General features: G+C 59.2%; 26 protein-coding genes and 1 riboswitch. Of the genes, 17 read left to right on the top strand and 9 right to left on the bottom strand.

Annotation, left to right across the window (positions count from 1 at the left end; all coding sequences use genetic code 11):
- The first annotated feature begins 65 nt into the window (after positions 1–65).
- The 4 genes from V8J85_RS06460 (at position 66) to V8J85_RS06445 (ending at position 5,136) form a co-directional block, all read left to right on the top strand.
- Positions 66–626, top strand: coding sequence for a tetratricopeptide repeat protein (locus V8J85_RS06460; RefSeq protein ID WP_339952857.1), 561 nt, complete (start codon positions 66–68; stop codon positions 624–626).
- A gap of 25 nt (positions 627–651) precedes the next feature.
- Positions 652–3,444, top strand: a complete 2,793-nt coding sequence (locus V8J85_RS06455; protein ID WP_339952856.1) for a helicase-related protein — start codon at positions 652–654, stop codon at positions 3,442–3,444.
- On the top strand, positions 3,441–3,812 hold the full coding sequence (locus V8J85_RS06450; protein WP_339952855.1) for an RNA-binding S4 domain-containing protein: 372 nt from the start codon (positions 3,441–3,443) through the stop codon (positions 3,810–3,812). The genes V8J85_RS06455 and V8J85_RS06450 overlap by 4 nt, the downstream gene beginning before the upstream one ends.
- Positions 3,813–4,068: 256 nt before the next feature.
- A complete protein-coding gene (locus tag V8J85_RS06445) occupies positions 4,069–5,136 on the top strand; it encodes an AI-2E family transporter (RefSeq protein WP_339952854.1) in 1,068 nt (355 codons plus the stop codon).
- Between the two features lie 93 nt (positions 5,137–5,229).
- Here the strand turns inward: V8J85_RS06445 and V8J85_RS06440 are convergent, their stop codons facing one another.
- The gene (locus tag V8J85_RS06440) at positions 5,230–6,183 is read right to left on the bottom strand and encodes a class I SAM-dependent methyltransferase (RefSeq protein ID WP_339952853.1); all 954 of its coding nucleotides are present in this window, start codon (positions 6,181–6,183) and stop codon (positions 5,230–5,232) included.
- 208 nt (positions 6,184–6,391) lie between these two features.
- Between V8J85_RS06440 and fdxA the strand changes: the two genes are divergently transcribed.
- The 4 genes from fdxA (at position 6,392) to V8J85_RS06420 (ending at position 8,975) form a co-directional block, all read left to right on the top strand.
- Complete coding sequence (fdxA, locus tag V8J85_RS06435) at positions 6,392–6,727, top strand: ferredoxin FdxA (RefSeq protein WP_339952852.1); 336 nt, start codon at positions 6,392–6,394, stop codon at positions 6,725–6,727.
- Positions 6,728–6,919: 192 nt separating this feature from the next.
- The gene (locus V8J85_RS06430; protein WP_339952851.1) at positions 6,920–7,426 is read left to right on the top strand and encodes a CarD family transcriptional regulator; all 507 of its coding nucleotides are present in this window, start codon (positions 6,920–6,922) and stop codon (positions 7,424–7,426) included.
- Positions 7,427–7,824: 398 nt separating this feature from the next.
- Complete coding sequence (locus tag V8J85_RS06425; protein ID WP_339952850.1) at positions 7,825–8,490, top strand: rhodanese-like domain-containing protein; 666 nt, start codon at positions 7,825–7,827, stop codon at positions 8,488–8,490.
- Between the two features lie 86 nt (positions 8,491–8,576).
- On the top strand, positions 8,577–8,975 hold the full coding sequence (locus tag V8J85_RS06420) for a hypothetical protein (protein WP_339952849.1): 399 nt from the start codon (positions 8,577–8,579) through the stop codon (positions 8,973–8,975).
- A 66-nt stretch (positions 8,976–9,041) separates the two neighbouring features.
- Here V8J85_RS06420 and V8J85_RS06415 read toward each other — a convergent pair whose 3' ends face one another.
- Together V8J85_RS06415 and purD are read right to left on the bottom strand one after the other, a co-directional pair.
- Positions 9,042–9,626: a hypothetical protein gene (locus tag V8J85_RS06415; protein ID WP_339952848.1), complete on the bottom strand. Its 585-nt coding sequence runs from the start codon at positions 9,624–9,626 to the stop codon at positions 9,042–9,044.
- 135 nt (positions 9,627–9,761) lie between these two features.
- Positions 9,762–11,024 carry a phosphoribosylamine--glycine ligase gene (gene purD / locus V8J85_RS06410; protein ID WP_339952847.1) on the bottom strand — a complete coding sequence of 421 codons (1,263 nt, stop codon included), beginning with the start codon at positions 11,022–11,024 and terminating at the stop codon, positions 9,762–9,764.
- A 175-nt stretch (positions 11,025–11,199) separates the two neighbouring features.
- Here purD and V8J85_RS06405 point away from each other — a divergent pair, with 175 nt between their 5' ends.
- The 3 genes from V8J85_RS06405 (at position 11,200) to V8J85_RS06395 (ending at position 13,889) form a co-directional block, all read left to right on the top strand.
- A complete protein-coding gene (locus tag V8J85_RS06405; protein ID WP_339952846.1) occupies positions 11,200–11,790 on the top strand; it encodes a glycine-rich domain-containing protein in 591 nt (196 codons plus the stop codon).
- Complete coding sequence (xseA, locus tag V8J85_RS06400; protein ID WP_339952845.1) at positions 11,791–13,293, top strand: exodeoxyribonuclease VII large subunit; 1,503 nt, start codon at positions 11,791–11,793, stop codon at positions 13,291–13,293.
- Positions 13,294–13,370: 77 nt separating this feature from the next.
- Complete coding sequence (locus V8J85_RS06395) at positions 13,371–13,889, top strand: hypothetical protein (RefSeq protein ID WP_339952844.1); 519 nt, start codon at positions 13,371–13,373, stop codon at positions 13,887–13,889.
- A 16-nt stretch (positions 13,890–13,905) separates the two neighbouring features.
- On the opposite strand, the gene V8J85_RS06390 is transcribed toward V8J85_RS06395, so the two are convergent.
- The 3 genes from V8J85_RS06390 to V8J85_RS06380 are packed head-to-tail and all read right to left on the bottom strand — an operon-like array spanning position 13,906 to position 16,113.
- Positions 13,906–14,727, bottom strand: coding sequence for an aminoglycoside phosphotransferase family protein (locus V8J85_RS06390; protein ID WP_339952843.1), 822 nt, complete (start codon positions 14,725–14,727; stop codon positions 13,906–13,908).
- Positions 14,724–15,110, bottom strand: coding sequence for a hypothetical protein (locus tag V8J85_RS06385; protein WP_339952842.1), 387 nt, complete (start codon positions 15,108–15,110; stop codon positions 14,724–14,726). Before V8J85_RS06385 ends, V8J85_RS06390 begins: the two co-directional genes overlap by 4 nt.
- A complete protein-coding gene (locus tag V8J85_RS06380) occupies positions 15,103–16,113 on the bottom strand; it encodes an alkane 1-monooxygenase (protein WP_339952841.1) in 1,011 nt (336 codons plus the stop codon). The genes V8J85_RS06385 and V8J85_RS06380 overlap by 8 nt, the downstream gene beginning before the upstream one ends.
- Positions 16,114–16,270: 157 nt before the next feature.
- Here V8J85_RS06380 and V8J85_RS06375 point away from each other — a divergent pair, with 157 nt between their 5' ends.
- The 4 genes from V8J85_RS06375 (at position 16,271) to V8J85_RS06360 (ending at position 20,111) form a co-directional block, all read left to right on the top strand.
- The gene (locus V8J85_RS06375; RefSeq protein ID WP_339952840.1) at positions 16,271–17,956 is read left to right on the top strand and encodes an NAD(P)H-dependent oxidoreductase subunit E; all 1,686 of its coding nucleotides are present in this window, start codon (positions 16,271–16,273) and stop codon (positions 17,954–17,956) included.
- A 66-nt stretch (positions 17,957–18,022) separates the two neighbouring features.
- Positions 18,023–19,282, top strand: a complete 1,260-nt coding sequence (gene ftsY / locus V8J85_RS06370) for a signal recognition particle-docking protein FtsY (protein ID WP_339952839.1) — start codon at positions 18,023–18,025, stop codon at positions 19,280–19,282.
- The gene (locus V8J85_RS06365; protein ID WP_339952838.1) at positions 19,279–19,509 is read left to right on the top strand and encodes a hypothetical protein; all 231 of its coding nucleotides are present in this window, start codon (positions 19,279–19,281) and stop codon (positions 19,507–19,509) included. Before ftsY ends, V8J85_RS06365 begins: the two co-directional genes overlap by 4 nt.
- Positions 19,491–20,111, top strand: a complete 621-nt coding sequence (locus V8J85_RS06360) for an inner membrane-spanning protein YciB (RefSeq protein ID WP_339952837.1) — start codon at positions 19,491–19,493, stop codon at positions 20,109–20,111. The genes V8J85_RS06365 and V8J85_RS06360 overlap by 19 nt, the downstream gene beginning before the upstream one ends.
- Here the strand turns inward: V8J85_RS06360 and V8J85_RS06355 are convergent.
- Complete coding sequence (locus V8J85_RS06355) at positions 20,108–20,434, bottom strand: PilZ domain-containing protein (RefSeq protein ID WP_339952836.1); 327 nt, start codon at positions 20,432–20,434, stop codon at positions 20,108–20,110. The two genes, V8J85_RS06360 and V8J85_RS06355, sit on opposite strands and share 4 nt — an antisense overlap.
- A gap of 57 nt (positions 20,435–20,491) precedes the next feature.
- Positions 20,492–21,199 (bottom strand): glutathione S-transferase N-terminal domain-containing protein, encoded by a 708-nt coding sequence (locus V8J85_RS06350; protein WP_339952835.1) that lies wholly within the window; start codon positions 21,197–21,199, stop codon positions 20,492–20,494.
- Positions 21,200–21,293: 94 nt separating this feature from the next.
- Between V8J85_RS06350 and V8J85_RS06345 the strand changes: the two genes are divergently transcribed.
- Positions 21,294–22,361 carry a serine hydrolase domain-containing protein gene (locus V8J85_RS06345; protein WP_339952834.1) on the top strand — a complete coding sequence of 356 codons (1,068 nt, stop codon included), beginning with the start codon at positions 21,294–21,296 and terminating at the stop codon, positions 22,359–22,361.
- A 21-nt stretch (positions 22,362–22,382) separates the two neighbouring features.
- Positions 22,383–22,460: riboswitch (SAM riboswitch) on the top strand.
- Positions 22,461–22,511: 51 nt separating this feature from the next.
- On the top strand, positions 22,512–23,684 hold the full coding sequence (gene metZ / locus V8J85_RS06340) for an O-succinylhomoserine sulfhydrylase (RefSeq protein WP_339952833.1): 1,173 nt from the start codon (positions 22,512–22,514) through the stop codon (positions 23,682–23,684).
- Positions 23,685–23,840: 156 nt separating this feature from the next.
- Here metZ and V8J85_RS06335 read toward each other — a convergent pair whose 3' ends face one another.
- Positions 23,841–24,386, bottom strand: coding sequence for a GNAT family N-acetyltransferase (locus V8J85_RS06335; RefSeq protein ID WP_339952832.1), 546 nt, complete (start codon positions 24,384–24,386; stop codon positions 23,841–23,843).
- Positions 24,387–24,519 lie beyond the last annotated feature (133 nt).

Here is a 24,519-nt window from a genome sequence, read left to right as displayed (position 1 = left end):
ATCCTTCTGGTTGATGTGACTGACGGCCCTCTGGCGCTGACCGTACAGTGCGTTACATTACCACTATGTTTACGCACACACATCGCTTCAAACGTATCGTTGCGGCACTTTTTTTCGCAGTCGGGTTTTCCTTACCCGGTCACGCCCAGCAATCGGACTTGGACACGCTTTATCAGGACCTCGCAGAGGCCGATGAGGCAAGCTATGCCCGCATCGAACAGCGGATCATCGCCGAGTGGGAAAAGAGTGGATCGCCAGCGATGGATCTGCTTTTGCGGCGCGGTCAGGAAGCATTGGAAGAAGGCACGCCGGATGTGGCGGCCGAGCATTTCACCGCGCTTGTCGACCATGCGCCGGACTTTTCCGAAGGGTATTACGGGCGCGCGACCGCCTATTTCCTGCTCGATAAGATCGGCCCGGCGCTTGAGGATATCCGCATGACGCTGGAGCTGAACCCGCGCCATTTCGAGGCGATGCGTGGTCTGGCCTCGATCATGATTGAGTTAGAGCGACCCGAGGATGCGCTGGAACTACATGAGATGATCCTGGAAATGAGTCCGCAATCGGTCGAGTCGGAAACCGCCGTCGAATATCTGCGTGTGCAACTAGAGGGGCAGGCCCTGTAAGCCTGTCGCCCGATCGGGGAATGACATGTTAGCGTCCCGCGTGACGGCTGTTTTAGGCCCCACCAATACCGGCAAGACCCATTACGCGATCGAGCGCATGTTGTCCTATCGGACGGGTGTGATCGGGCTGCCTTTGCGCCTGTTGGCCCGCGAAGTCTATGATCGGATCGTTGCGGTGCGTGGGCCGTCTGTCGTGGCTTTGGTCACGGGGGAAGAGCGGATCGTGCCGCCGCGTGCTGCCTTTTGGATCTGTACCGTTGAGGCGATGCCCGAGGGGATGGGCTGCGATTTTCTTGCCGTGGACGAGATCCAGCTTTGTGCCGATGCCGAGCGGGGGCATGTCTTTACCGACCGTTTGCTGCATGCGCGGGGGACGCATGAGACCTTGTTTCTAGGCGCCGAGACGATGCGCGGGGCGATTGCCGCTTTGGTGCCGGAAGCACAATTCATGCGCCGGGAGCGAATGTCGCAGCTGACCTATTCTGGGTCGAAGAAACTCAGCCGGATGCCTGCTAGGTCGGCGATCGTCGGGTTTTCGGTCGAGAATGTCTATGCCATGGCCGAACTGCTCCGCCGCACAAAAGGCGGGGCGGCTGTTGTGATGGGCGCGCTGTCCCCGCGCACGCGGAATGCGCAGGTTGAGATGTATCAGAATGGCGATGTGGATTATCTGGTGGCGACCGATGCGATAGGGATGGGGCTGAATCTGGATATCAGCCATGTGGCCTTTTCTGCGTTAACAAAGTTTGATGGCCGCCGGATGCGTCATTTGCAGCCCGAGGAATTGGCGCAGATTGCGGGCAGGGCGGGGCGCTATACAGACAACGGCACTTTCGGCGTCACGGGCGAGGCCGAGCCGCTGGACGAAGGTGTGGCGCAGGCGATCTGTGATCATCGCTTTCGCCCCGTCAAGAAACTGCAATGGCGCAACAGCGATCTGCAATTTGGCTCGATCAAGCGGCTGATCAGCAATTTGGAGGCACGGACCGATGACCCTTGGCTGACCCGCGTGCGGGAGAGCGACGACCTGCGGGCGTTGAAGGCGTTGGCGGATGACGCGGAGGTTGTCGCGCGGGCGACGGACGGGCCGTCGGTCCGCCTCTTGTGGGATGTTTGCCGTGTGCCGGATTTCCGAGGGATATCAGCGGGCGAACATGCGAACCTGTTGACCCGCATCTTCACCGATTTGCACCAGAGTGGGCATGTTGATGCCAACTGGTTCGCCCTGCAGGTCAAGCGGATTGACCGCAGCGATGGCGACATCGATACGCTGTCCAAGCGGCTCGCCTATATCCGCACATGGACCTATGTGGCCCAACGCAATGGCTGGCTGCGCGACGAATCTCATTGGCGCGACGAAACCCGCGCGGTAGAAGACCGTTTATCGGATGCGCTGCACGGCGCGTTGACGCAAAGATTTGTGGACCGGCGGACCAGTATCCTGCTTCGCCGGCTCAAACAGAAGGAGAGCCTTGTGGCGGACGTGAACGACAAGGGTGAAGTAACGGTTGAGGGCGAGTTCGTCGGGCGGCTGGAAGGGTTCCGGTTCCGCATGGACAAGGCGGGCAGCCCGGATGAGGCCAAGACGCTGCGGCAGGCCTCGGTCGCTGCATTGGTCCCGCATTTCCATCTGTTGGCGGATCGATTCTATAACGCGCCGGACCCAGAGATCGATTTCACCGAACAGGGCGGTCTGATGTGGGGTGATCAGGCGGTGGGCAAGCTGGTCGCGGGTGACGATCCGTACAAGCCGGGTGTCGTGGCCTTTGTCGATGATGAGGCGGGGCCGGATGTGACTGCCAAGGTGCAGCGCCGTTTGCAGCATTTCATTGATCGCAAGGTCGCGTCGGGGTTCGAGGGCCTGCTGGCGCTGAAGAATGATGAGACGCTTGAGGGCGGGGCCAAGGGCTTTGCCTATCGCATGGCCGAAGGGTTCGGGATCATTCCACGCGGTGAAGTGGCCGATGAGGTCAAGGCGCTGGATCAGGACGCGCGCGGGTCCCTGCGCAAGCATGGTGTGCGGTTCGGGCAGTTCACGATCTTTCAGCCGCTCTTGTTAAAGCCCGCGCCGACGCGGCTGCGGTTGGTATTGTGGTCTCTGTCTAAAGGTCTGTCCGAGTTCCCTGAAAGCCCGCCGCCCGGTCTGGTGACAGTGCCTGCGGCGAAGGATGCGGTGCCAGGTTATTATGCCATGGCGGGCTATCGCGCTGCGGGTGAACGGGCGATCCGGATCGATATGCTGGAACGTCTTGCAGACATGCTGCGCGATCAGGACAGCCGGGGCGGGTTCGAGGCGAACCCGGATATGCTGTCGATCACCGGCATGACGCTGGATCAGTTCGCCGATCTGATGACGGGTCTTGGCTACAAGGCCGAGAAGGGCGAGCGTGAGAAGGTGCGGGCGGTGGCGACCGAGGCTGTCGGGCGCGAGGAGCCGGCACCTGATACCCCACCATCAGAGGTGCCTGTCGAAACGCCCGATGAAACACCGCCCGATGGCCCGGCGGAAACGCCCGGTGAAGCACCTGTCGAGGTGCCGCCGCCAACAGATGAGGCGCCGAATAATGTGACGTTGGAAGCGCCCGATACCGGCCCCGAGATGGAAGTCTTCTACACCTTCACATGGGGTGGTCGTGCGCCGCGCCAGAACCAGCGCCCGCAAGGACAGCACAAGCCGCGCGGAAAGGGTAAACCCAAAGGCAAGCCCGGCGGCGACCGCAACAAGCCACAAAGCTATCAGGCCAAGCCCAAGAAGGAAAAGGCGATTGACCCTGACAATCCCTTTGCCGCGGCCTTGGCCGGGTTCAAGAAGGATTGACAGAGGACCGGTCCACGATCCGTCTGGACAAATGGCTGTGGCACGCGCGGTTTTTCAAATCGCGCAGCCTGGCCGCCGGCGTCGTCAGTGCGGGTAAGGTACGGGTTGACAGTCAGCCGGTCAGCAAGCCGTCACGCGCGGTGGGGCCGGGCAATGTGCTGACCTTTATCCAGGCGCGCGAAACGAAGGTGGTGCGGATCATCGCCTGCGGCGAACGGCGCGGACCCGCGCCCGAGGCACAGGCGCTATATGAAGACCTGACACCCACCCCCAAGGATCGCCCGGTGGAGGCGCGGGGCGCAAACCCGAAATACGAAAAGGGTGGGCGCCCGACCAAAAAAGATCGGCGGGACATGGAAATGGACTGACATGCTCGGCCTCGTTTTTTGCAAGAAACGCCAGCAGGATAGTAATCTTCACTTATTGTGTGGAACCAAACCGAGCGTTTGGCCCTTTTATCATAACGTAGCTTATGAATATGAGGAGAGCACGTTATGAACCGGATCATTTATTTTGTCGGATTGGTCGTCATTGTCGCCGCAATAGTGAGTTTCGTGCTTTGATTCCAAAGCGGAATTGAGACCTTGAAGATATTACTCAGCGTGACCGTTCAGGAAAAGTGTATTGGCCAGTAATCAAGACACTGCGATAGCCTGGTCTCTTGCCGTATTGGCAATTCTTGCAACGTTGACCGCGTTGGCTGTGGCGCGTCTTTTTGTTGTTCCCGTCTTTCTGGCAATGCTGCTGGCGCTTGTGTTCAGTCCCCTTTGCAGATGGCTGCGGCGGCGCGGCATACCAGAACCGATATCTGCGACGGTTATCACTGTTTTTCTGCTCGCCGCCATTATTGCATCAACGGCGATACTGGCAATTCCCGTTTCAAGTTGGATTGAAAATGCGCCAGAAATGGCGCGCGAGGCCGAGCGAAAATTAAAAAGCATCGTTGGCATCGCCAACGCCGTGATAGAAGCTAGTGAAGAGGTTGAAAAAGCCGCCGGCGCACAAACCGGCAATACCAACCAACCTGTCGAAGTTATCATCGATGATGGTGGCCCACTGACGACCGTTGCGCTGGGCGCACCATTGATTGTGGCCCAAACCATTTTCGTGTTGATCTTGATGCTGTTCATCTTGGCGTCAGGCAGTCTTTTTTATGAACGGCTCGTCGGTATCATGCCGACGTTGTCGGACAAGAAAAGAGCGCTGCAGATAGCCTATGATGTCGAGCATGAAGTGTCGCGATACCTGTTCTCGATTACTTTGATCAATGCGGGTTTGGGGATGGCGATCGGGCTGGCCATGGCGGCGCTGGGCATGCCGAACCCGGCAATATTTGGCCTGCTTGCCTTCGGGATGAACTATGTCCCGTTTTTGGGCGCTGTGGTCGGAATCGCGCTGTCTTTCGCAGTTGCCTTGGTGTCGCTTCCCACCGGTTTTGACGCCGCGATCGTTGCGGTCGTCTATTTCGCCCTGACGTCAATCGAAGGTCAGTTTGTTACGCCTTGGTTCGTGGGGCGGCAGCTGCGCCTTAACACAGTTGTGATCCTGATCGCTGTCGCGTTCTGGGCTTGGCTATGGTCGATAATGGGAATGATCATGGCGGTTCCTTTGCTGGTGACCTTTCGGGTTTTATGTCGGCACATAGTCGCTTTGAAACCATTCGAGGATTTTCTTTCCGCGCGCGAAAACTGAATATGAACGGTCCGTCAGCCGTGAAACAGCCACCCCGATCAAGCGCCTGATGGGGGCGATGCTGTGATTATATCCGCGGAATGTGCAGATTGTTCATGGAGTTGAGCTGTCGCCCCCTTCCTTGCGTTGAAAGACAGCGAGCACGGTGTGGCCCTGGATCGTCTGACGATTGTCGGACAGGTATCGGCCCAACGCGGTGGACCCGCCGAAGCGATAATAGAGGCTGCGGGCAAGGCGGGATTTGGGAAGGTATTTGCGCTCGACCCAGGTTTTGTACCAGTCGATCAGTTCCTCCTGAAGCGGTTCGCAGTCGGCCGCGATCAATTCCAGCCCCAAGGCCGGGGCGAGTGCCGCGAGGCTGTCCCGCCGCCAATGTCCGACATGATGCGGGGGGAAGTTGAGCGTGAGCTCGTCCTGCTCACCGACGAAGCTGGCGTTATTGGGTACGGCGATGATGATCTTGCCGCCGGGTGCCGTCGCGGTGATCAGCGATTCCACGAATGGACCGACATCTTGGATGTGTTCGAGGACTTGAAAGCAAGTGACGACGTCGTAGGCACCGGCATTGTCGATCGCGTGGGTCTGGATCGTGTCTTGCACGACGTCGAGACCGGCTTTTGCTGCTTCTGCGCAGCCGAAATCGCTGGTTTCCAATCCCCGGACGCGGGCCACCTTGCCGGACAGACCGAGGAGGAATTCCCCGCTGCCGCAGCCGACGTCAAGGACGCGGTCCGTTTTGTCCAGCCGTTCGGTTACCCAGTCAAATTCCCAGCGACGTGCGCTGTAGGCCCAATCTTTGCTTTGATCCTTTGAATAAAGGTCTGTGTAAAAGGCGGGATCGCCTTCGACCGAGAAGGGATGGAAGAATTCGTATCCGGTCGTGTCACACTGCATCAGATCGATACTTTCCAGACCGCTGAAAAAGCGGCTGACATCGATGCCGTGCTCTGCACGGTACAAATCGATCAGTTTTTTCGTCGGCACATGCTTTATCAAATGGCACGGCCCGTCTGTCACCGGGCTGGTGATAGCGCCCCCATCAATCATAATATGTTCCTTAAATCGGATTTGGTTCAATGCATGACAGGTTAGACGACTTCTGGTCTGGATCAAGATACTTGATCATTGGTGCCGCGTGGCATCAGCGAATGCGACGTTAGGTATGATGTCGCACGATGAAGGCGACATGGCTTTGGACCTTGAACGTCCGATGCGTCTGTCATAGCTACCCATCGTTAGCTATGCGGAACCCCTTATGACCTATATCGTCAACGATAGTTGTATCGCCTGCAAATATACCGACTGCGTCGAAGTTTGCCCTGTGGATTGTTTCTACGAGGGTGAGAACATGCTGGTGATCCATCCTGACGAATGTATCGATTGCGGGGTATGCGAACCCGAATGCCCTGCCGACGCGATCCGGCCCGATACGGAGCCGGACATGGAGAAGTGGGTCGAGTTCAACCGGAAATATTCCGAGATGTGGCCAGTGATCATCACCAAGAAAGACCCGTTGCCGACCGCCGAGGAAATGGACGGTAAAGAGGGCAAGATGGAGCTGTTTTCCGAAGCGCCCGGCGAAGGCGGCTGATTCGGCGCAAAAACGCCACGTTTTCCATATTTCGTTACACAATCACCGCGCTTCCGAGAGCGGCGTTTTTGTGGTATACTATGCATAATGCTGCGAACGACATAACAACAGACAAACAGGTGTTTGACCGGCGGTGACAGGGGTCCCCGGCGGTTTTTTGTCGTCTGCGGACGGGACCAAGGAAGGAATGTTATGAGCAAGAAGAAAAGCGAATTCAGCCCAGAGCAGTTTGTCGTCTATCCGGCACATGGGGTTGGCAAAATCGTCTCGGTCGAGACACAGGAAGTGGCCGGTTTTGAACTGGAACTGTTTGTGATCGCGTTCGAGAAGGACAAGATGACCCTGCGTGTGCCCACGCACAAGGCGACAGAAGTTGGCATGCGCGCATTGGCAACGCCCGATGTTGTCAGCCATGCGATGAAGACCTTGCGCGGCAAGGCAAAGGTCAAAAAAGCCATGTGGTCGCGCCGGGCGCAGGAGTATGAGCAAAAGATCAACTCGGGTGATCTGATCGCGATTGCGGAAGTTGTCCGTGACCTGCACCGCCAGGACGACCAGCGCGAACAGAGCTATTCCGAGCGTCAGTTATACGAAGCCGCGCTGGAGCGTTTGACCCGCGAAATCGCGGCTGTGGCTGGCAATGATGAGAATGCAGCTGCGGCCGAGATCGACTCTGTTCTGGTGAGCCGCGCGGCCTGATCATCGTTAAAAATGTACGAAAACCGCGCCGATCGAGCGCGGTTTTTTTTGTGGGGCGGAGTGTCAGGATCAAAGCTGTGCGGTCGGTTTTGCCAAACGTCGGCGTTAAAGATCACATCTTATTGTAGGGGAATGATCGACGATCGCGCATCGAAAATACTGAAGAGGATCATGATCACATTTATAACGCAAGGCTGTCTTAATTACCCTTCGCTTGGGCAGCTTCCCCGTTGAAAAAAATGCCTACAATTTTCATAATAACAAGTTGTGACCCTTTTTCGAACATGTTTGGCGTGTTTGGTCAAAGCCAATACAAATACTCGGCTTTAGAATTGCCTTGGACATAACCGTTACTGATAGGTCGTCACGATGTTTCTGACACATAATCGCTTTTTTCCTTGAGCCGTACGACCGCGCGCGCGTGGGCACAGATTTGCAAACTGTCGCTTGCGACTGCGTTTGTATTCAGCGCGATGCCGGTGCAGGCGCAGGATGTTTTGATTACACCTGAATTGCCATTTCTCGAATTCGACACCGGGTCTGAGTTTGTCTTTATTGAGCGCAACCAGGACCCCGAAGCACGGATCCCTGATTTTTTCTCGCAAACGTCCCGCCAATGTCCACCGTTTTGCGTTCAGCCCATGTCGGCGGGCGAGGGCGTTGAGACTGTCGGCGAACTGGAGGTTCTGGCCTTTCTGGAAGAGCATGTCGCCAAAGGCACGGGCGTCCTCATCGATGCGCGCCTGAGGGAGTGGTACGATCGCGGGACGATCCCGGGTGCGATGAGTCTGTCTTTCACGACGTTCGAAAATCCGGATTCCAACCCGTTTCTCGTGCCGGTGCTGCAGTTACTGGGTGGCGAGCAGGCTAACGGCGCGTGGACGTTCGACGACCCGCTGGAACTGACAATGTTCTGCAACGGGCCATGGTGCGGGCAGTCGCACCGCGCGATCGAGAACCTTCTTTCTGTCGGCTATCCACCTGAGAAAATCCGCTATTATCGCGGTGGCATGCAGGGCTGGTTGTCGGTTGGGCTTACCGTTGTTACGCCAGCTGGCAGCTAATCGTGCAGCGATGGAGTAGAAGTATGCGGTATACCATTTCAAAAACAATCGCAGTATCGGCAGCATGCCTTGCCCTGCAGCCGGTCATGACAACGCAACCGGCAGCGCAATCCACCCAGATCGAAGCGTCGGATGCGGAAAAACGTAAACTGGACTATTTCGCGTCCAAGATCATCGATGATCTTGCGGTACTGTCCACGGAAGGTGACACCGACAGTGGCAACAGTGTTGTTCAGGGTCACGTGCGGCATTTCGTCGGTGCCGCACGCGAAGCGGATTTGAACGATGCCGAGATCACGCGGTATTTTCTTGATATCTTTACGACTCAGCATTCGGGCCGCATCCCAGCCGTGATGGTTGGGTCGAATGGGTCGATGGACATCGACAACTTTCTTTTCGGGGATGCGGCGGTAAACCGTGAGACCGACGACGCAGCGGATTATGTGGACAGTTTGCGCCTGAACGAAAGCGGCGCGAGCAACTGACGCTTTATATCTGATCGCTTCAGCGCGACGATCGTTACGATCGTTACGATCGTTACGGTCGTTGCGTCAAGCGCTGGCCAGTTGTCTTTTCGCCTCGGCGATGTTGTTCTGAATCCCCGTGCGGATTTTCGTCAGCCAGGTTCTTTCGGCTCTCGGCACGTCGCCGGGCAGGCCTTCGCCGATCCGGTCGTAGAGGCCGGTCATGACCGCGATGTTGGCGACGAGGAATTGAGCTGTGGTCACGCCGTAAAGCGCCTGCGATTCCGCTTTGATCTTGTCCAGATTCTGCGTCGCGCGATCGGGATAGAGGAAATCGGCCAAATCAAGCATGATCATCCGGTTATCTTCGGAAGGGCGGTGTTCGATCGTTTTGAGGATATGCGCGCGTGCCCCCCCGATGTCGGTGTCGCTGTTGTCTTGGAGCCACGCGATCGAGCGGCGCTCTTTGTCGGGCGCGGCGTCGTAGATGACGTCATGGGCGAGGATAGCCAGATCGAGGTCCGGGTCGTAGTCCAGATCGAATGTCTCGCGCGCATGCCAATAAAGCCGGTTCACGTGTGCCCAGTTGTGGTACTGCCGGGACTGATCGGATTCGTATACCGATCGGGCGGCCAGCCCAAGTGGTGTTTCGGTGATGCGGGACCATGACATGGATAAGTGGTGCAAATGCAGACTAGAAACTGAATCAAATAACTTTGTTGCAGCTTAGCCAGCACGGATTTCGAAAGCAATTTCTGATATCGTGTCGGCGAAGTTCCGCGCCAAAGCGCTTTTGGTTTGTCCTACCTAAAGGGCCCGCCATCCGATGTCAGAGCGATAGAACCCCCCGGGCCAGTCGATGCCCTGCGCCATGGCGTAAGCCCTTTCATGCGCTTCAGTCAGCGTTGCACCCCGCGCTGTCACGTTCAGCACGCGACCGCCGGTTGCAGTGACTTGGCCATCCTTCGTCGTTGTCCCGGCATGGAACACCATGTGCGCGCTGTCTTGTGGCTGCCGGTCGAGCCCTGCGATCACCGATCCTTTTTCGTAATCGCCCGGATAGCCATTGGCGGCCATCACCACCGTCAGCGCGTGATCGTCGGCCCAGTTGACCTGGGTTTCGGCCAATCGTCCCTCTGCGCAGGCCTGCATCAGGTCAAGGACCTGCCCGCCCAGCCGCATCATCAGGCATTGGCATTCCGGATCGCCGAAGCGGACATTGTATTCGACCAGCCGCGGTTGCCCGTTCTGGATCATCAGTCCGCAGAAAAGGACGCCCTGGAATTGTGTGCCGCGCCTGGTCATCTCATCCATGGTGGGTCGGATGATTTCGCTGATGGCCTTTTTCGTTATCGCGTCTGTCATGACAGGAGCAGGAGAGTAGGCACCCATACCGCCAGTATTCGGGCCCTTGTCGCCGTCAAAAGCGCGTTTGTGGTCCTGTGCCGTGCCGATCGGCAGGATTGTTTTGCCGTCGCAAAGGACAAAGAAAGACGCCTCTTCCCCTTCCATGAATTCCTCGATCACGACCTCGGCGCCCGCGTCACCGAAGCTGCCGTCGAACATGTCGTCGATGGCCTGCAGCGCCGCATCTTCGGTCATGGCGACGATCACACCCTTGCCAGCGGCCAGCCCATCCGCCTTGACCACGATGGGCGCGCCCTGGTCGCGGATGTAGGCGCGGGCGCTGTCCGCATCGGTGAAATGGGCATAGGCGGCCGTCGGTGCGCCGGCGGCGTCGCAGATGGTTTTGGTGAAAGATTTGGAGGCCTCGAGTTGGGCTGCTGCCCTGCTGGGTCCGAACACCAGACATCCCGCCGCGCGCAACCGGTCTGCGACGCCGACGGCCAAAGGTGCCTCTGGCCCGATGATGATGAAGTCGATCGCGTTTTCCTCGGCAAAGACGGCCACGGCGTCGCCGTCGAGGATGTCGATCTGCGCGCAATCGGCGATCGCGGCGATCCCGGCATTGCCTGGTGCGACGATCAAGCGGTCGCATTTCGGGTTCTGTTTGATCGCCCAAGCGAGGCTGTGTTCGCGCCCGCCGCTGCCGAGGATAAGAATGTTCATGTCTTTGCCATCAAATCGCCAAGGTCGCCTTGCATACGCAAGTTACAGTTGCGGATAGACCAAGCCGTGATGGGGGACAAGAACGCAGCCCGTCCTGTGTGGCCGGAGGCGTTCGCCTTTCGCGGCTGAGCATTTTGGGTTCACGCGGGATACCGCGGCAAGGCGGATGTGACGGATGAAATACGAAAAGCGCGATCGCAGGTTATGGCACCGGTTGGAAGGTTATAGCTTTCATGAAAGACCGCTGTCCCGGTCGCTGATCGATCGTCTGCGCGAGGAGACGGGGCATTCGATCGATGTCTGCTATATCCTCGTCGAAGAGTATCGCCGTTTCATGTATCTGATGGGCAGCACCGGTGAAACGCTTTCGCCCTCACCGATCGTGGATGTTGTCTGGCGCCTGCATGTCAGCGATGAAAAGGCCTATTTCGAGGACTTTTGCCCGCGCGTTATTGGCCGGACGATCCATCACACCCCCAGTGATGTTCCGATCGATGAAGATCCGGCATATGAGCGGACGCTGGAATACTACACGCAGGAATTCGGTCGTCCCGCCGTCCAATTCTGGCCTGACCCTGATGTGGATACCGTAACCTTGTCGACGGCGCTGATGTGGATCGTCGGGATTGCGGCCTTTGCGCTGGCCATCATCTTCGGCTCATTTTTGTTTGCGGCGTTCGGCAGCCTCGTGATAGGCAGTTCGCTATTCCTGCGATGGAAATTCTCATCGCTTCCCTTACAGAACATGCGTGCCGAGGTGGATTGATTGAGCGACCTTTTCGAGGATGAAGCCGGTGATAACACCCCTGAATTCTCGGTCGCGGAAATTTCGGGGGCGGTCAAGAAAGCCATCGAAGGTGGGTTTTCGCATGTGCGGGTACGTGGCGAGATCGGGCGCGTGTCGCGGCCCGCTTCGGGGCATCTGTATCTTGATCTGAAGGATGACCGTGCTGTTCTGGCGGCGGTGATCTGGAAGGGCCGCGCGCAGGCTTTGGCCCATCGCCCGGAAGAGGGGATGGAGGTTGTGGCCACGGGCCGTCTGACCACGTTCCCCGGCCAGTCCAAGTATCAGATGGTGATCGAGGATATCGCGCCCGCGGGCGCTGGTGCCCTGATGGCGATGCTGGAGAAGCGGAAGGCGCAGTTGCAGGCCGAGGGGTTGTTCGCGCCCGAGCGGAAGAAGCCGCTGCCTTACCTGCCCGAGATTATCGGTGTCGTGACATCGCCCTCGGGGGCCGTGATTCGGGACATCCTGCACCGGCTGCGCGACCGGTTTCCGCGCAAGGTGCTGGTCTGGCCGGTCGCGGTGCAAGGGCAGAAATGTGCGCCCGACGTGGCTGCGGCGATCGAGGGTTTCAACAGGTTGACGCCGGGCGGTGCGCTGCCCCGCCCTGATCTGTTGATCGTGGCGCGCGGGGGCGGATCGCTTGAGGATTTGTGGGGCTTCAACGAAGAGATCGTCGCGCGGGCGGCGGCAGCGTCAGAAATACCGTTGATTTCGGCCGTGGGGCACGAGACGGACACGACGCTGATTGATTTCGTGGCCGACCAGCGTGCGCCGACACCGACGGCGGCGGCGGAATTGGCGGTGCCGGTGCGGATGGAACTGCTCGCTTGGGTCGACGGGCAGGGCGCGCGGCTGAGTCGGGCGCTGACGACCGGGTTGCAACAGCGGCAGCAGCGGGTGCGTGATCTGGCGCGCGCCTTGCCACAGGCCGAGGCACTGGTGGAAAGCCCGCGTCAGCGGCTGGATTATCTGGCTGACCGTTTGCCCAATGCGTTGCGGCAGGCGGCGGCAAAAAAGCGGTTGCAGATGTCCGAGGCGGCATTGCGGCCCGGACTGCTGACCCGCCGGATTGCCGAGGATCGGCGGCGGCTGGATGGTTTGGCGGCGCGGCTCGTGCCTGCGTTAAAACGCAGGACCCGGGATGGCGCGGTGGCGCTTGACCGGGCGGGCCGTGGGTTGCGTGGTGAGATTTTGCAGGCGCGGCTTGCGCGGCAAACGGAGCGTTTGCAGGTGGTCTTGCAGCGCCTGTCGGACCGCGCGGGTCGACAGCAGGCCGAACGGGTCGCGCGGCTGGAAGCGCTGGATCGACTGCGCGAGACGTTGGGCTATGTCGAAACGCTCAAACGCGGTTATGCGGTCGTGCGCGGCGACGGGGATGTCGTGACGGACAGGGCTTCCGCCGAGAAGGCAGGGGAGCTTGAGATCGAGTTTGCCGATGGTCGCGTGACGGTCAGCAATGATCCGCAGGGGCGTTTGCTTTGACCTCGCGCCTCAGGAAGGGTGTGACGAACACGTGTGTGTGCTTGGCGATTACTTTAACGTCTCTGGGCGGGATGTCTGTGGCGCAAGACCTGGAACAAATCAGTCGTCCCGAGATTGCCGCTGATCATTGTCCAGATGAATGGGCCGCGATCACCACGCTGGAGCCTGACCTTTGGGCCGATACACCGACGATTGGAATCGATCCGGCCTTTCGTCCGGTCGAGACGGATGCGTTCAATAAGTACTTTGTCCAGATTATGGCCTTTGAAAAACATGTCGCGTCGGTCATCGCGCTTGAGAAGCCGGCCAATCAAACAGGCGCGCGTTTCGATCGGGCGAAGGCCGCATTCGATCTGAGCAGTTGTTTGACGCTCACACCGACCGAGCGTGATTTGGTCGTGACCGCGTATCAGGCGCAGCGCCCGGATCTTACCCAAGACCGGATTCGGACCGCTTTGTTCAACGGGTTCGATGAGTATACGTGCATGGGGCTGGCAGATGTGAGCGCGCAGATTTTCACGCTTGATCCGGAAGATGCAGCCTTTGCAGCAGATTATGCCATGATCATGTCCAGTGCTTTGAATGATTGTGGTTAGTTGACTTTACACGTGGTCAGAATTGGCCGTGGTAGAGTTCCAACAACATGGCGAGTATGGCTGTCTCGGTCTGATCATCAAAAGCATTCGCCCATGTGATCGACAGCGCGCAATGTGCGACGGCCCAGCCCAACAATCGCTTTGGCGTGGTTCGCCATTGCGCCGCCCATCGATCAGCCATGTGTCTGGCGCGGCTGGGATCAAGGTAGAGCTTTGGTGCGCCCACCGGGTTCTTGAACGCATTCGCCAGGTCGTAGGCGCGATCGCCGATCAGGCCTTTGGGGTCGATGGCGCGGCACTCATCCGCGGTCTGTATGATGTTGTCGTGGTGAAGATCGCCATGTAGGGGCCTGACTTCATTTTGGCTTTCGAGAAGTTGTGCTGCAAGGCCTTGGGCGTATAACATATTGCTTTTCAGTGCATCCGACCAGTGCGGCTCTGGCTGAAGCCGGATCAACGCAGCGAATTGATCCACCAAAGGTATCAGGGGAAGGTCAGTCGGCGCCTGATGGATCTGATCCGCGACGCCGATCAACTGCATGTTGGCTGTGTCGTCTTGTCCGGCGCGCGACAGATCACCCAAAGTGGGGCCGTCAAGCCACGCGATCAGCGCTACGCCGTCGGCAAAGTGGTCAAGGCGGGCCATGCCGGAACCATTCAGGGCGCGCATGAGGTGGGCGCCCACATCCTCACCTTTTGGGTCGCGGTGCTTATAGATTTTGAGTGCTACAAAACCGTCTTTGCGTCTGACCTTCCAGACATGGGCGATCGCCGTTTCAGTCACGAATACGGGGTCGGACAGATGCAAGTCTGCCAAAACCTCATCGGGCGCGTTCACGACGACAGATCGTTGCAGATCAATGGGTCTTCCCGGTCCGGCACTTCCCAGATTTCCACGCCGTCGGGCCGGTTCACAAAAACGCTGCGCATGCCGCCGGGTTCGTCGAAAACGGCCCAGCATTTCGGTTCCGGGTCGTGGTCGTAGCGAAAGCAGATATTGCCCTTGCTTTCGTACCAGACTCCGTATTGGCAGACCCCGTCAAAGCGGGACCACATGACGCGCTTGCCGGGAAGGTAGCGTTCGATGCCGTATTCGGGGTTCAGGACAGAGCGATAGGTGATCGTGCGTCCGGTGACATGAGCGTCAAAAGCGTCGGCATCCATACGCTCTTGTGCCAGCGTCGGGGTGCCAAGGAGAAGGAGGGCGATCAAACTACGCATGTTGCCACCTATCGACAGCTGGGTCCATGATCCGCCGCCAAAGCGGCGGGATCAATGCGATGCTGGCCATGACCGGCAAGGGTTTGGGCAGCATGGGGGCGTCCTCTGGCAGGGTCAGCGCAGTTGAGGGTCGCGCGGGGTGGGCATGATGATCGGAATGGCGGGTGGCGTTCAGCATCAAGGCCGAGGAAAACCAATGCGGGCTGTTCCAGCTATGCTGCGCGCCCACGGGGTGCGGTTTGCCTGCCTGATCCATGGCGCGCGTGAGCCCGTAATGCTGCACATAATCCGAAAGGAGCAGTTGCGACTGCGCGTAACCGGTCAGCGCCACATAGAGGACCAGCGTTTTCAGGCCGCCCAACATGAACGACAGCGCCAGAAACAGCGCCGCACCGCCGACGTAGACCAGATAAGGATTACGCCAGGCGGGCCGGTTGACCCGGGACAGCCGCGCGGCCTCGGCCCGGTATCCCTGTCGGAATGATCCGATCCATGCCCGCAGGAAGTAGGCATAGAACCCTTCGCCCTTGCGGGATGTGTTGGGATCCATCCGGGTGGCCACATGCCGATGATGCACGAGTACGTGCGCCGAGGTATGGTGCCCGAACAGCATAGAGATATAGACCCACATGCCCAACCGATGCAGCCCGCGCATGGGGCGGTGGATCAGCTCGTGCGCATTGGCATTGCTGACCTGCCCCATGAACAGGCCCGCTGCCACGAACAGGCCGATTTTCTCGACCGTTCCGATCCGGTCACCGCCGAGCGCCCAAAGCGTGTAGAACAGTACCAGAAAATGCGCGGCGGCCAGCGTGATGGATACCGCATCAGCGTCGCGCGCTGCACCTTTCGTTTCGGGCAGCGCCGGTCCTTCGGTTTTGTCCAGTACGACCACAAGCAGCGTGATGTATAGCAGGGCCATCACCACAAAAACCCCACCCGCCAAAGCGGCGGCCAGCAGCAGGCCAACCATGGGAAAGCTGGCAAGGACGAAAAGGCGCATTTGCGGTTCCATAATTTCGCATCGTTATCACGGGTTTCCTGGGGCGTCAGCGAAAACCGCAAAGCCCGCGCGTATTGGCCGCTTTGGATGTCGCTTTTGCGTGGTTTGAGGGCAAGGCGCGGGATATGGTTGCCGAAATGCGAAAGGGGGCCGTGCAATGGCATTGGACAACCGGGAAGGCGTCTGGAAATCCGGCAAGGGCAAGGGGCGGCATCGACCAAAGGGCCGTCAGGTCGAGGATCAGACGTGGGATGACGTCAAGGCGTTGTTGGGTGACAGGCCTCGCCGCCGCGATCTGCTGATCGAGTTTTTGCATCTGATTCAGGATGAATATGGATGTCTTTCCGCCGCTCATCTTCGCGCGCTGGCCGAGGAAATGCGCATCTCGCAGGCAGAAGTGTACGAGGTTGCGACCTTCTATGCCCATTTCGACGTGGTGAAGGAGGATGAAGTGCCACCGCCTGCGCTGACCATCCGGGTCTGCGACTCGCTGTCGTGTGAGTTGGCAGGGGCGCAGCAGCTGATGACCGCTTTACAGGATGGCCTGGACCCCGGCGAAGTGCGCGTCGTTCGCGCGCCCTGCATGGGGCGTTGCGACACGGCGCCGACATTGGAGTTGGGTCATAACCATATCGACCATGCGACGGTTGCAAAGGTGCAGGCGGCGATCGCAGCAGATGATACGCATGCGCATCTGCCCGACTATCAGGGCTTTGACGCTTACGTCGCCAAGGGCGGCTATGACACGCTGAAATCCCTGCGCGCGGGTGGCGATTGGGAGGCGGTGCAGGACAAGGTGCTGTCTTCTGGTCTGCGCGGCCTTGGTGGTGCGGGTTTCCCGTCGGGCAAGAAATGGAGTTTTGTGCGCGCGAATGACGGCCCGCGCTTTCTGGCGGTGAACGGGGATGAGGGCGAACCGGGCACGTTCAAGGATCGGTATTATCTGGAGCGGGTCCCGCATCTGTTTCTCGAAGGGATGCTGATCGCCGCTTGGGCGGTCGAGGCCGAGACCTGTTTCATCTACATGCGGGATGAATACCCGGCGGTGCTGGAGATTTTGCGGCGGGAAATAAAGGCGCTTGAGGCCGGCGGAATTGTCGCCGAAGGCTATATCGACCTGCGGCGTGGCGCCGGCGCGTATATCTGCGGCGAAGAAAGCGCGATGATCGAAAGCATCGAAGGCAAGCGCGGCATTCCGCGTCACCGGCCCCCTTATGTCGCGCAGGTCGGCATATTCAATCGGCCGACGCTGGTCCATAACGTCGAAACGCTGCACTGGGTCACACGGGTTTGCCGCGAGGGGCCGGAGGTGCTGAGCGCGACCGAAAAGAACGGACGCAAAGGGCTGCGGTCCTATTCTGTTTCCGGTCGTGTGGCAAAGCCTGGGGTCTATTTGCTGCCTGCAGGATCGACCATCACCGATATCATTGAGGCCGCCGGAGGCATGGCAGAAGGGCACGTATTCAAAGCCTACCAACCTGGCGGGCCGTCCTCGGGGCTATTGCCTGCGTCGATTGATGATGTGCCGCTTGATTTTGATACCCTGCAATCTCTTGGCACGTTCATCGGTTCCGCCGCCGTAGTCATCCTGTCCGATCAGGACAAGGCACGCGATGCGGCGCTCAATATGCTGCGGTTCTTCGAGGATGAGAGCTGTGGGCAGTGTACGCCATGCCGGGTGGGCTGTGAGAAGGCGGTGAAGCTGATGCAGGCGGACGAATGGGATCAGCCGCTGCTTAAGGATTTGTGTACTGCGATGGCTGATGCGTCGATCTGCGGGCTGGGGCAAGCGGCCCCCAATCCGATCAAGCTGGTCATGCAGCATTTCAAGGACGAAATCTGAGCCGGGCTTTTCAATCGTGCTGCCAGCCATTAGGTCATTGCCAGCAATGATTTAAGGCCGTGCGCGATGTCGTTTTTCAAAAAGCTCAAGGATCGGATGTTCAAGTCTTCGTCGAAGATCGACGCGGGGCTGGACGCGATCGTCAGCGATGGCGGGGAGGAGACGGCGATAGAGCCCACTGTCCCGGGCGCCGACCCGGAACCTCTACCGGAGCCGGACATTGAGGTCCGGGAGAACGCTGCACCAAGCACCGACGCAGCCCCGGACGCCGATCCGGAGCCTCCTGCGGAACCCGCGGTAGAGGTCCCGGATCAAGTCCGGGACGGCGGAGAGGTTGAACCGGCCCCGACCCCCGAGCCGGTGCCTCCATCTGAACCGGTCAAGCTCAACGTCGATATCACCGCCCCGTTGACCGACGCCTCCGCACCGGAAGCCCCGAAGAAAGGCCTCTTCGGCCGCATGTTCAGCCGCGCCGAGACGGCCCCCGTCATCCGTCGCACGTTGGATGACGACATGCTCGAACAGCTTGAAGAGCTGCTGATCACCGCCGATATGGGGGTGGATACAGCCCTGCGAGTCACGGCCAACATGGCCGAGGGGCGGTTGGGTCGGAAGCTCTCGGTGACCGAGATCAAGCAACTCATGGCGCAAGAAGTCGCGCGGATCATGGACGGTGTCGCCCGGCCCATGCCGCTTTATGCCAGGACACCGCAGGTAGTGCTGGTCGTCGGCGTCAACGGGTCGGGCAAGACGACGACCATCGGCAAACTCGCCAGCCAGTTCAAAGCAGCGGGAAAGAAGGTGGTTGTTGCCGCCGGTGACACGTTCCGCGCCGCAGCCGTTGAACAGTTGCAGGTCTGGGGCGAACGGGCAGGAGTGCCGGTGCTGACCGCGCCCGAAGGGTCCGACCCGGCGAGCCTGGCTTTTGATGCGATGACGCAAGCGCAGGCGGATGGTGCCGACCTTTTGATGATCGACACGGCGGGGCGGCTGCAAAACCGGGCCGACCTGATGGAGGAGCTGGCCAAGATCGTGCGGGTGATCCGTAAGAAGGACCCGGACGCGCCGCATAACACGCTGTTGGTGCTGGACGCGACGACGGGGCAGAATGCGGTGCAGCAGGTGAAGGTTTTTCAGGAATTGGCCGACGTGTCAGGCCTTGTGATGACCAAGCTGGACGGCACGGCAAAGGGCGGCGTCCTTGTTGCCTTGGCTGACAAGTTCGGGTTGCCGATCCACGCGATCGGGGTGGGTGAGCAGATCGATGACCTCGCTCCATTCGACCCGGAAGAATTTGCCGCGGCGCTTGTGGGTTTGGATGGATGAAGCGTGTTGCGGCCATTCTTGTTGGGTTGGCCATGCCCGCCCACGCGGATATCGCACCCAAGATGACCAAGCTGGATTGCGTGCTGAGTTACCGTGCTGCCATTGGGTTGATTGGCGTTCCCACCACATATGAGGCCGCGCCCGTCGCCGATGGCGCTGGTTGCGTTGGGGGCCGTGATCGTGGAAATGGGAGGCTGAAGGAGAGCACATGGCCGAAAAAACCATAAGTCCCGTTCTGAAACAGGTCCTGGAACTGGGACCGACATTGGTGTTCTTCCTGATCTATCTGCGGATCAGGGATGATGTCTTTGTCATTGGTGATACGGAATATACGGGCTTTATCGTCGCAGCGTTGATCTTTGTGCCGATCCTGCTTGTGGCCATGGGCATTCTTTGGATGATGACTGGCAAACTGAGCCGCATGCAGGTGTTCACGGCCTTCATGGTCATTTTTTTCGGCGGCCTGACGGCGTGGTTCAATGATGAGCGGTTCTTCAAAATGAAGACCAGTATCGTTTATGGCAGCATGGCAGGCATCCTGATGATCGGCCTGTTGCGTGGGCGGAGCTATCTGCAATACGTGATGGAAGAATTTCTGCCCATGCGCGAGGAAGGATGGATGATCTTCACCCGCCGCCTGACGTTCATGTTCGCGCTGCTGGCTGTAGCGAACGAGGTGATCTGGCGCACCCAATCGACCGATTTGTGGGTGAAACTGGAAACCTTTGCTTTCCCGGCTGTTCTGTTCGTCTTTCTTTGGGCACAGATCATCGGGTTGCAGAAATATCTGATCGAAGAGGATGGGCCCGCCGAGGAAGACGTGACCTAACGCATCTCGGCAAAGCCGAACCCGACGGCCCCGCGCCGCCCCGCACGCCCATCCCGCCGGTAGCGTAATGTGTCCACCTGATCATCGCTGATCCCGGGCCGGAACGTCAGGCCCATCCGCCCGTTGGCGGACCACAGGACCACCGCCTCGACCCGGTGGTTCAAGAATGCCATCTGCACCTTGTCGCCCCGGTAATAGCCGCGAATGCCTTCGATCCGCGCCCCGTTGTTGTGCACATCAATCACATGCGCCTTTTGTAATCCGGTGGGTCCGTGAATTTCGACGGGGTACTGGGTGTTGTATCGGTGTGGACGGTACTGCATTCGGGCACTCGCATCATTGTTCCCCTTTTGGTCTAACGTGCCGGCCCTAAGAAAAGGTTACCCTTTGCGATTGAACAATTTGTCCTGTGCGGCCTTGTCCTTGCGAAAATCGCCGCGCTTTTCCGCGGCCAGTGCGCGTCCGCGCTGCACACCGGTGCGCGCGCTTAGTTCGTCCAGCCAGCGGGCCATATGCGGTTTGTCATCCAGTGTTTGCTGCTGCCCTTCCCAAAGCGACGCCCAGCCCCAGCAGGCCATATCAGCAATCGAATAGAAATCGCCTGCCACGTATTGGTGCAGCGCCAGTTGTCGATCCAGCACCCCATAAAGCCGGGCCGTTTCGTTGCGATAGCGGTCCTTGGCATAGGGCAGGTCATTGGGCGGGTCCATCGCGGGCGCATATTTCAGGAAGTGATGCGCCTGACCGGCCATCGGGCCAAGACCGCCCATCTGCCACATCAGCCATTGATCGACGCTGATCCGGTCGCGTTCGGTTTCGCCATAGAACCGACCTGTCTTGCGGGAGAGATATTGCAGGATCGCGCCGGACTCAAAGAGGCTGATCGGCATGCTGCCGGGCCCGTCAGGATCAATGATCGCAGGCATCCGGTTGTTGGGCGCGATCTTGAGGAAATCGGGCTTGAACTGATCCCCGGCCCCGATATCGACCAAATGCAGATTGTAAGGCAGGTCCATTTCCTCGAGCGCGATCGAAATTTTCCAGCCATTGGGCGTGGGCCAAAAATACAGGTCGATGGGGTCGGGCATGGCGCTGTCCTTTGTTGGGCAAACCCAGCATGGCGGGGAAAAGATGTCCCCGCAATCACTTGTGCACCGAACCGGCTGCACCCATTTCCAATGAATGACATGGTTGCACCGTCTCTTGGCCCTGACGCTTTCTGCCACGCCCGTATCCGCCGAGTTCGATCCGCAAGCCTGGGTCGATCAGACGTTGGCAGAGACCGGCGCGCCCGGCGTTGCTGCGGGCGTAGTTGTTGATGGCCAGATCAGCATCGCCGCCGGGGGTTTGCGCAGCAATCGCGACGACGTGCCGGTGACCAGGGATGATCTGTGGCATATCGGTTCCATCACCAAGTCCATGACCGGTACGTTGATCGCGCGATTGGCCGAGGCTGGCATGATCCGCTGGGATGATACGGTCGGTGCTGTTCTGGGTGAGGTGATCGAAGATCTGCATCCGGGCTATGCCGATCTGACCTATGCCGACCTGCTGACCCATCGTAGTGGGATCCGGCCCAACATCACGATCCGGCAAACACGGGCGATGTTGGGCAGCATCACCAGCCGCGACATGATGGTCGACCGCATTGCCTATGCGCAGCTTGTTCTGACGAAAGCGCCGGGCGAGCGCGGCAAATTCACCTATTCCAACGCCGCCTATGTGGTCGCAGGCGCGATGCTGCAGCAAAGTACAGGCCAGACATGGGAGGCGCTGATGCAGGACCATGTCTTTGACCCGTTGGGCCTGACATCCGCGGGGTTCGGCGCGCCGGGCACGACCGACGCCATCGACCAGCCCCGCGGGCATAGCCTATTCCTCCGGCGGCCTATGACGCCGGGGCCCACGGCCGATAATGTCCCGGCGCTCGGGCCTGCGGGCACGGTCCATATCTCTGTCGCGGATATGCTGACCTATCTGCGGGCGCATGCCTTGCGGGATCCGCGCTTTCTGACCGAGGACAGCTGGGCGCGTCTGCATAGTGCAGGGCAGGATGCCGACTATGCGATGGGATGGGTCGCTGCGTCGCCAGACTGGCGCGGTCATGACGGATCGAACACGATGTGGTACGCTACAGCCGCTTTCGTGCCGGGAGGGGACAAGGCGGTGTTCATGGCGGCGAACTTTGCGGGTCTGTCGCGCGTCGCCGCAGCAATGCAGCGCGGTGCGCAGGCGCTGTTGGAGGATTGACGCCGCCGCCGTGCAGGACTATCCCACCTATGTGGCGATTTGTGACCGGATTGCGGGCCACGTTAAACATGCCGCTAAAAGGGACGGGCGCAGCCCCGATGCCTTGACCGGTATCGGGGTTTTTTGATGCGCGAAAGGGCGCGAGGATTGATGAGCGATACGTGGAACAAACGCACCAAGGCCGTCCATGCCGGGATCAGGCGCAGCCAATATAATGAGGTCAGCGAAGCGATCTATATGACGCAAGGCTTTGTCTACGACACGGCCGAAGCCGCCGAGGCGCGGTTTATCGAGGCGGGCGAGGACGAGTTCATCTATGCCCGCTACGGCAACCCCACCATCGCGATGTTCGAAGACCGGATCGCCGCGTTGGAAGGGGCCGAGGCCGGTTTTGCGACAGCGTCAGGTATGGCGGCAGTGAACGGGGCGCTGACCTCGATGCTCAAGGCGGGCGATCATGTGGTTTCGGCTCGTGCGCTGTTCGGGTCATGCCTTTACATCCTCGAAGATGTGCTGTCGCGCTACGGCGTCGAGGTCACGTTCGTTGACGGCACCGATTTGGGCGCATGGGACGCGGCGATCCGGCCCGATACCAAGGCCGTGTTCTTTGAAAGCGTTTCGAACCCCACGCTGGAAGTCATTGATATCAAGGCGGTTTCGGCTTTGGCGCATGCGGTCGATGCGACCGTGATCATCGACAACGTCTTTGCCACCCCAGTCTACTCGGACGCCATCGCGCAGGGCGCCGATGTGGTCGTCTATTCGGCGACAAAGCATATTGACGGACAGGGCCGTGCGCTGGGCGGAGTGATCCTCGGGACGCAGGAATTCATCCGCAAAACGGTCGAACCTTACATGAAGCATACCGGTGGTTCCATGTCGCCCTTCACCGCCTGGATGATGCTGAAGGGGCTGGAGACGATCGACCTGCGGGTGCGTGCGCAAACCGCCAGCGCGCAAGCGATTGCGGAAGGGCTGCACGCCGATGGGAAACTGGCGCAGGTGATCTATCCGGGGCTACCCAGCCACCCGCAACATGCGCTGACCAAGGCGCAGATGGGGGCAGGGGGCACGGTGCTGGCCATCGATGCAGGGTCTCAGGCGGCAGCGTTCAAGCTGCTGAATACGCTGGAGATCGTGACCATTTCGAACAACCTCGGCGACGCCAAATCCATCGCCACCCATCCAGCGACGACGACACATCAGCGGCTGTCGGATGAGACGAAGGCGGCGCTTGGCATTACGCCCGGCCTGATCCGGATCAGCGTGGGGCTGGAGGATACCGATGATCTATTGGGTGATTTAAGGGCGGCGATTGGATAGGCTTTGAGGGTGTGGGACATTACTGCCCCCCCCCAAAGTTCTGCGCTGCAAACGAATGTCGGCACAGGCGCAAATCGGGAATTTTAATCATAAATTCATTGGCGATCGAGTATCCTTGATACCAAATGCCGTTCCGTTCCGAGATCAATAGATACGCTAACACACTTTTGCATAGACCAAACCGTCGCGCGGTTCGACCGAAAGATTCGGGTAGATGGCATGCCGCCGCCGGACGCCCTCATAGATCATGCCGACCTTCATCATGACCTTTGCGGAAGCAGGGTTCTCGGCGTCGCATAGCGCATAGACGCGCCAAATCGCCGGGTGCGCCAGCGCGTTGTCCGCGAGCGCGGAAAGCGCCTCGGTCATGATGCCTTGGCCCCAATGATCGCGGCGCAACACATAGGCGTATTCGACGGCATGGTCCTGAACCCTGACCTCGACCATCCCAAGCGTCAAACCTTTGTCGCGATCTTCAATCACATAGGCGAAATCGGTGCCCTCGGCGCGCGCGCGATCACACAGCGCCAAGAACGCGCGCGTGTCTTGCACGGCTTTATGCGGCCGCCAACTGAGGTATCTGGTCACATGGGGATCTGTTGCATAGGCGTTGAAAATCGCTTCGGCGTCGGACATCGCAGATGGTCGCAGCCTTAGGCGCGGCGTCAAGAATTCGTTTGGTGGAACATAGGTCAACGTCATCGTCCGCACGATATCAGGGCATACCCTGTTCGCAATGGCAGGCCGAGTTCGAGGGGGGCGTTGATTTGAATGGTTGGTCGATTAGCGCAGCCTACCTGATGCAGTGCACCGATACCGTATCTTCAAATGCCGT

Source organism: Yoonia sp. 2307UL14-13, from assembly GCF_037572755.1.
GTDB lineage: Bacteria > Pseudomonadota > Alphaproteobacteria > Rhodobacterales > Rhodobacteraceae > Yoonia.
The sequence above is the reverse complement of the archived record's forward strand: the minus strand, read 5'-3'. Positions and strand labels throughout refer to the sequence as shown.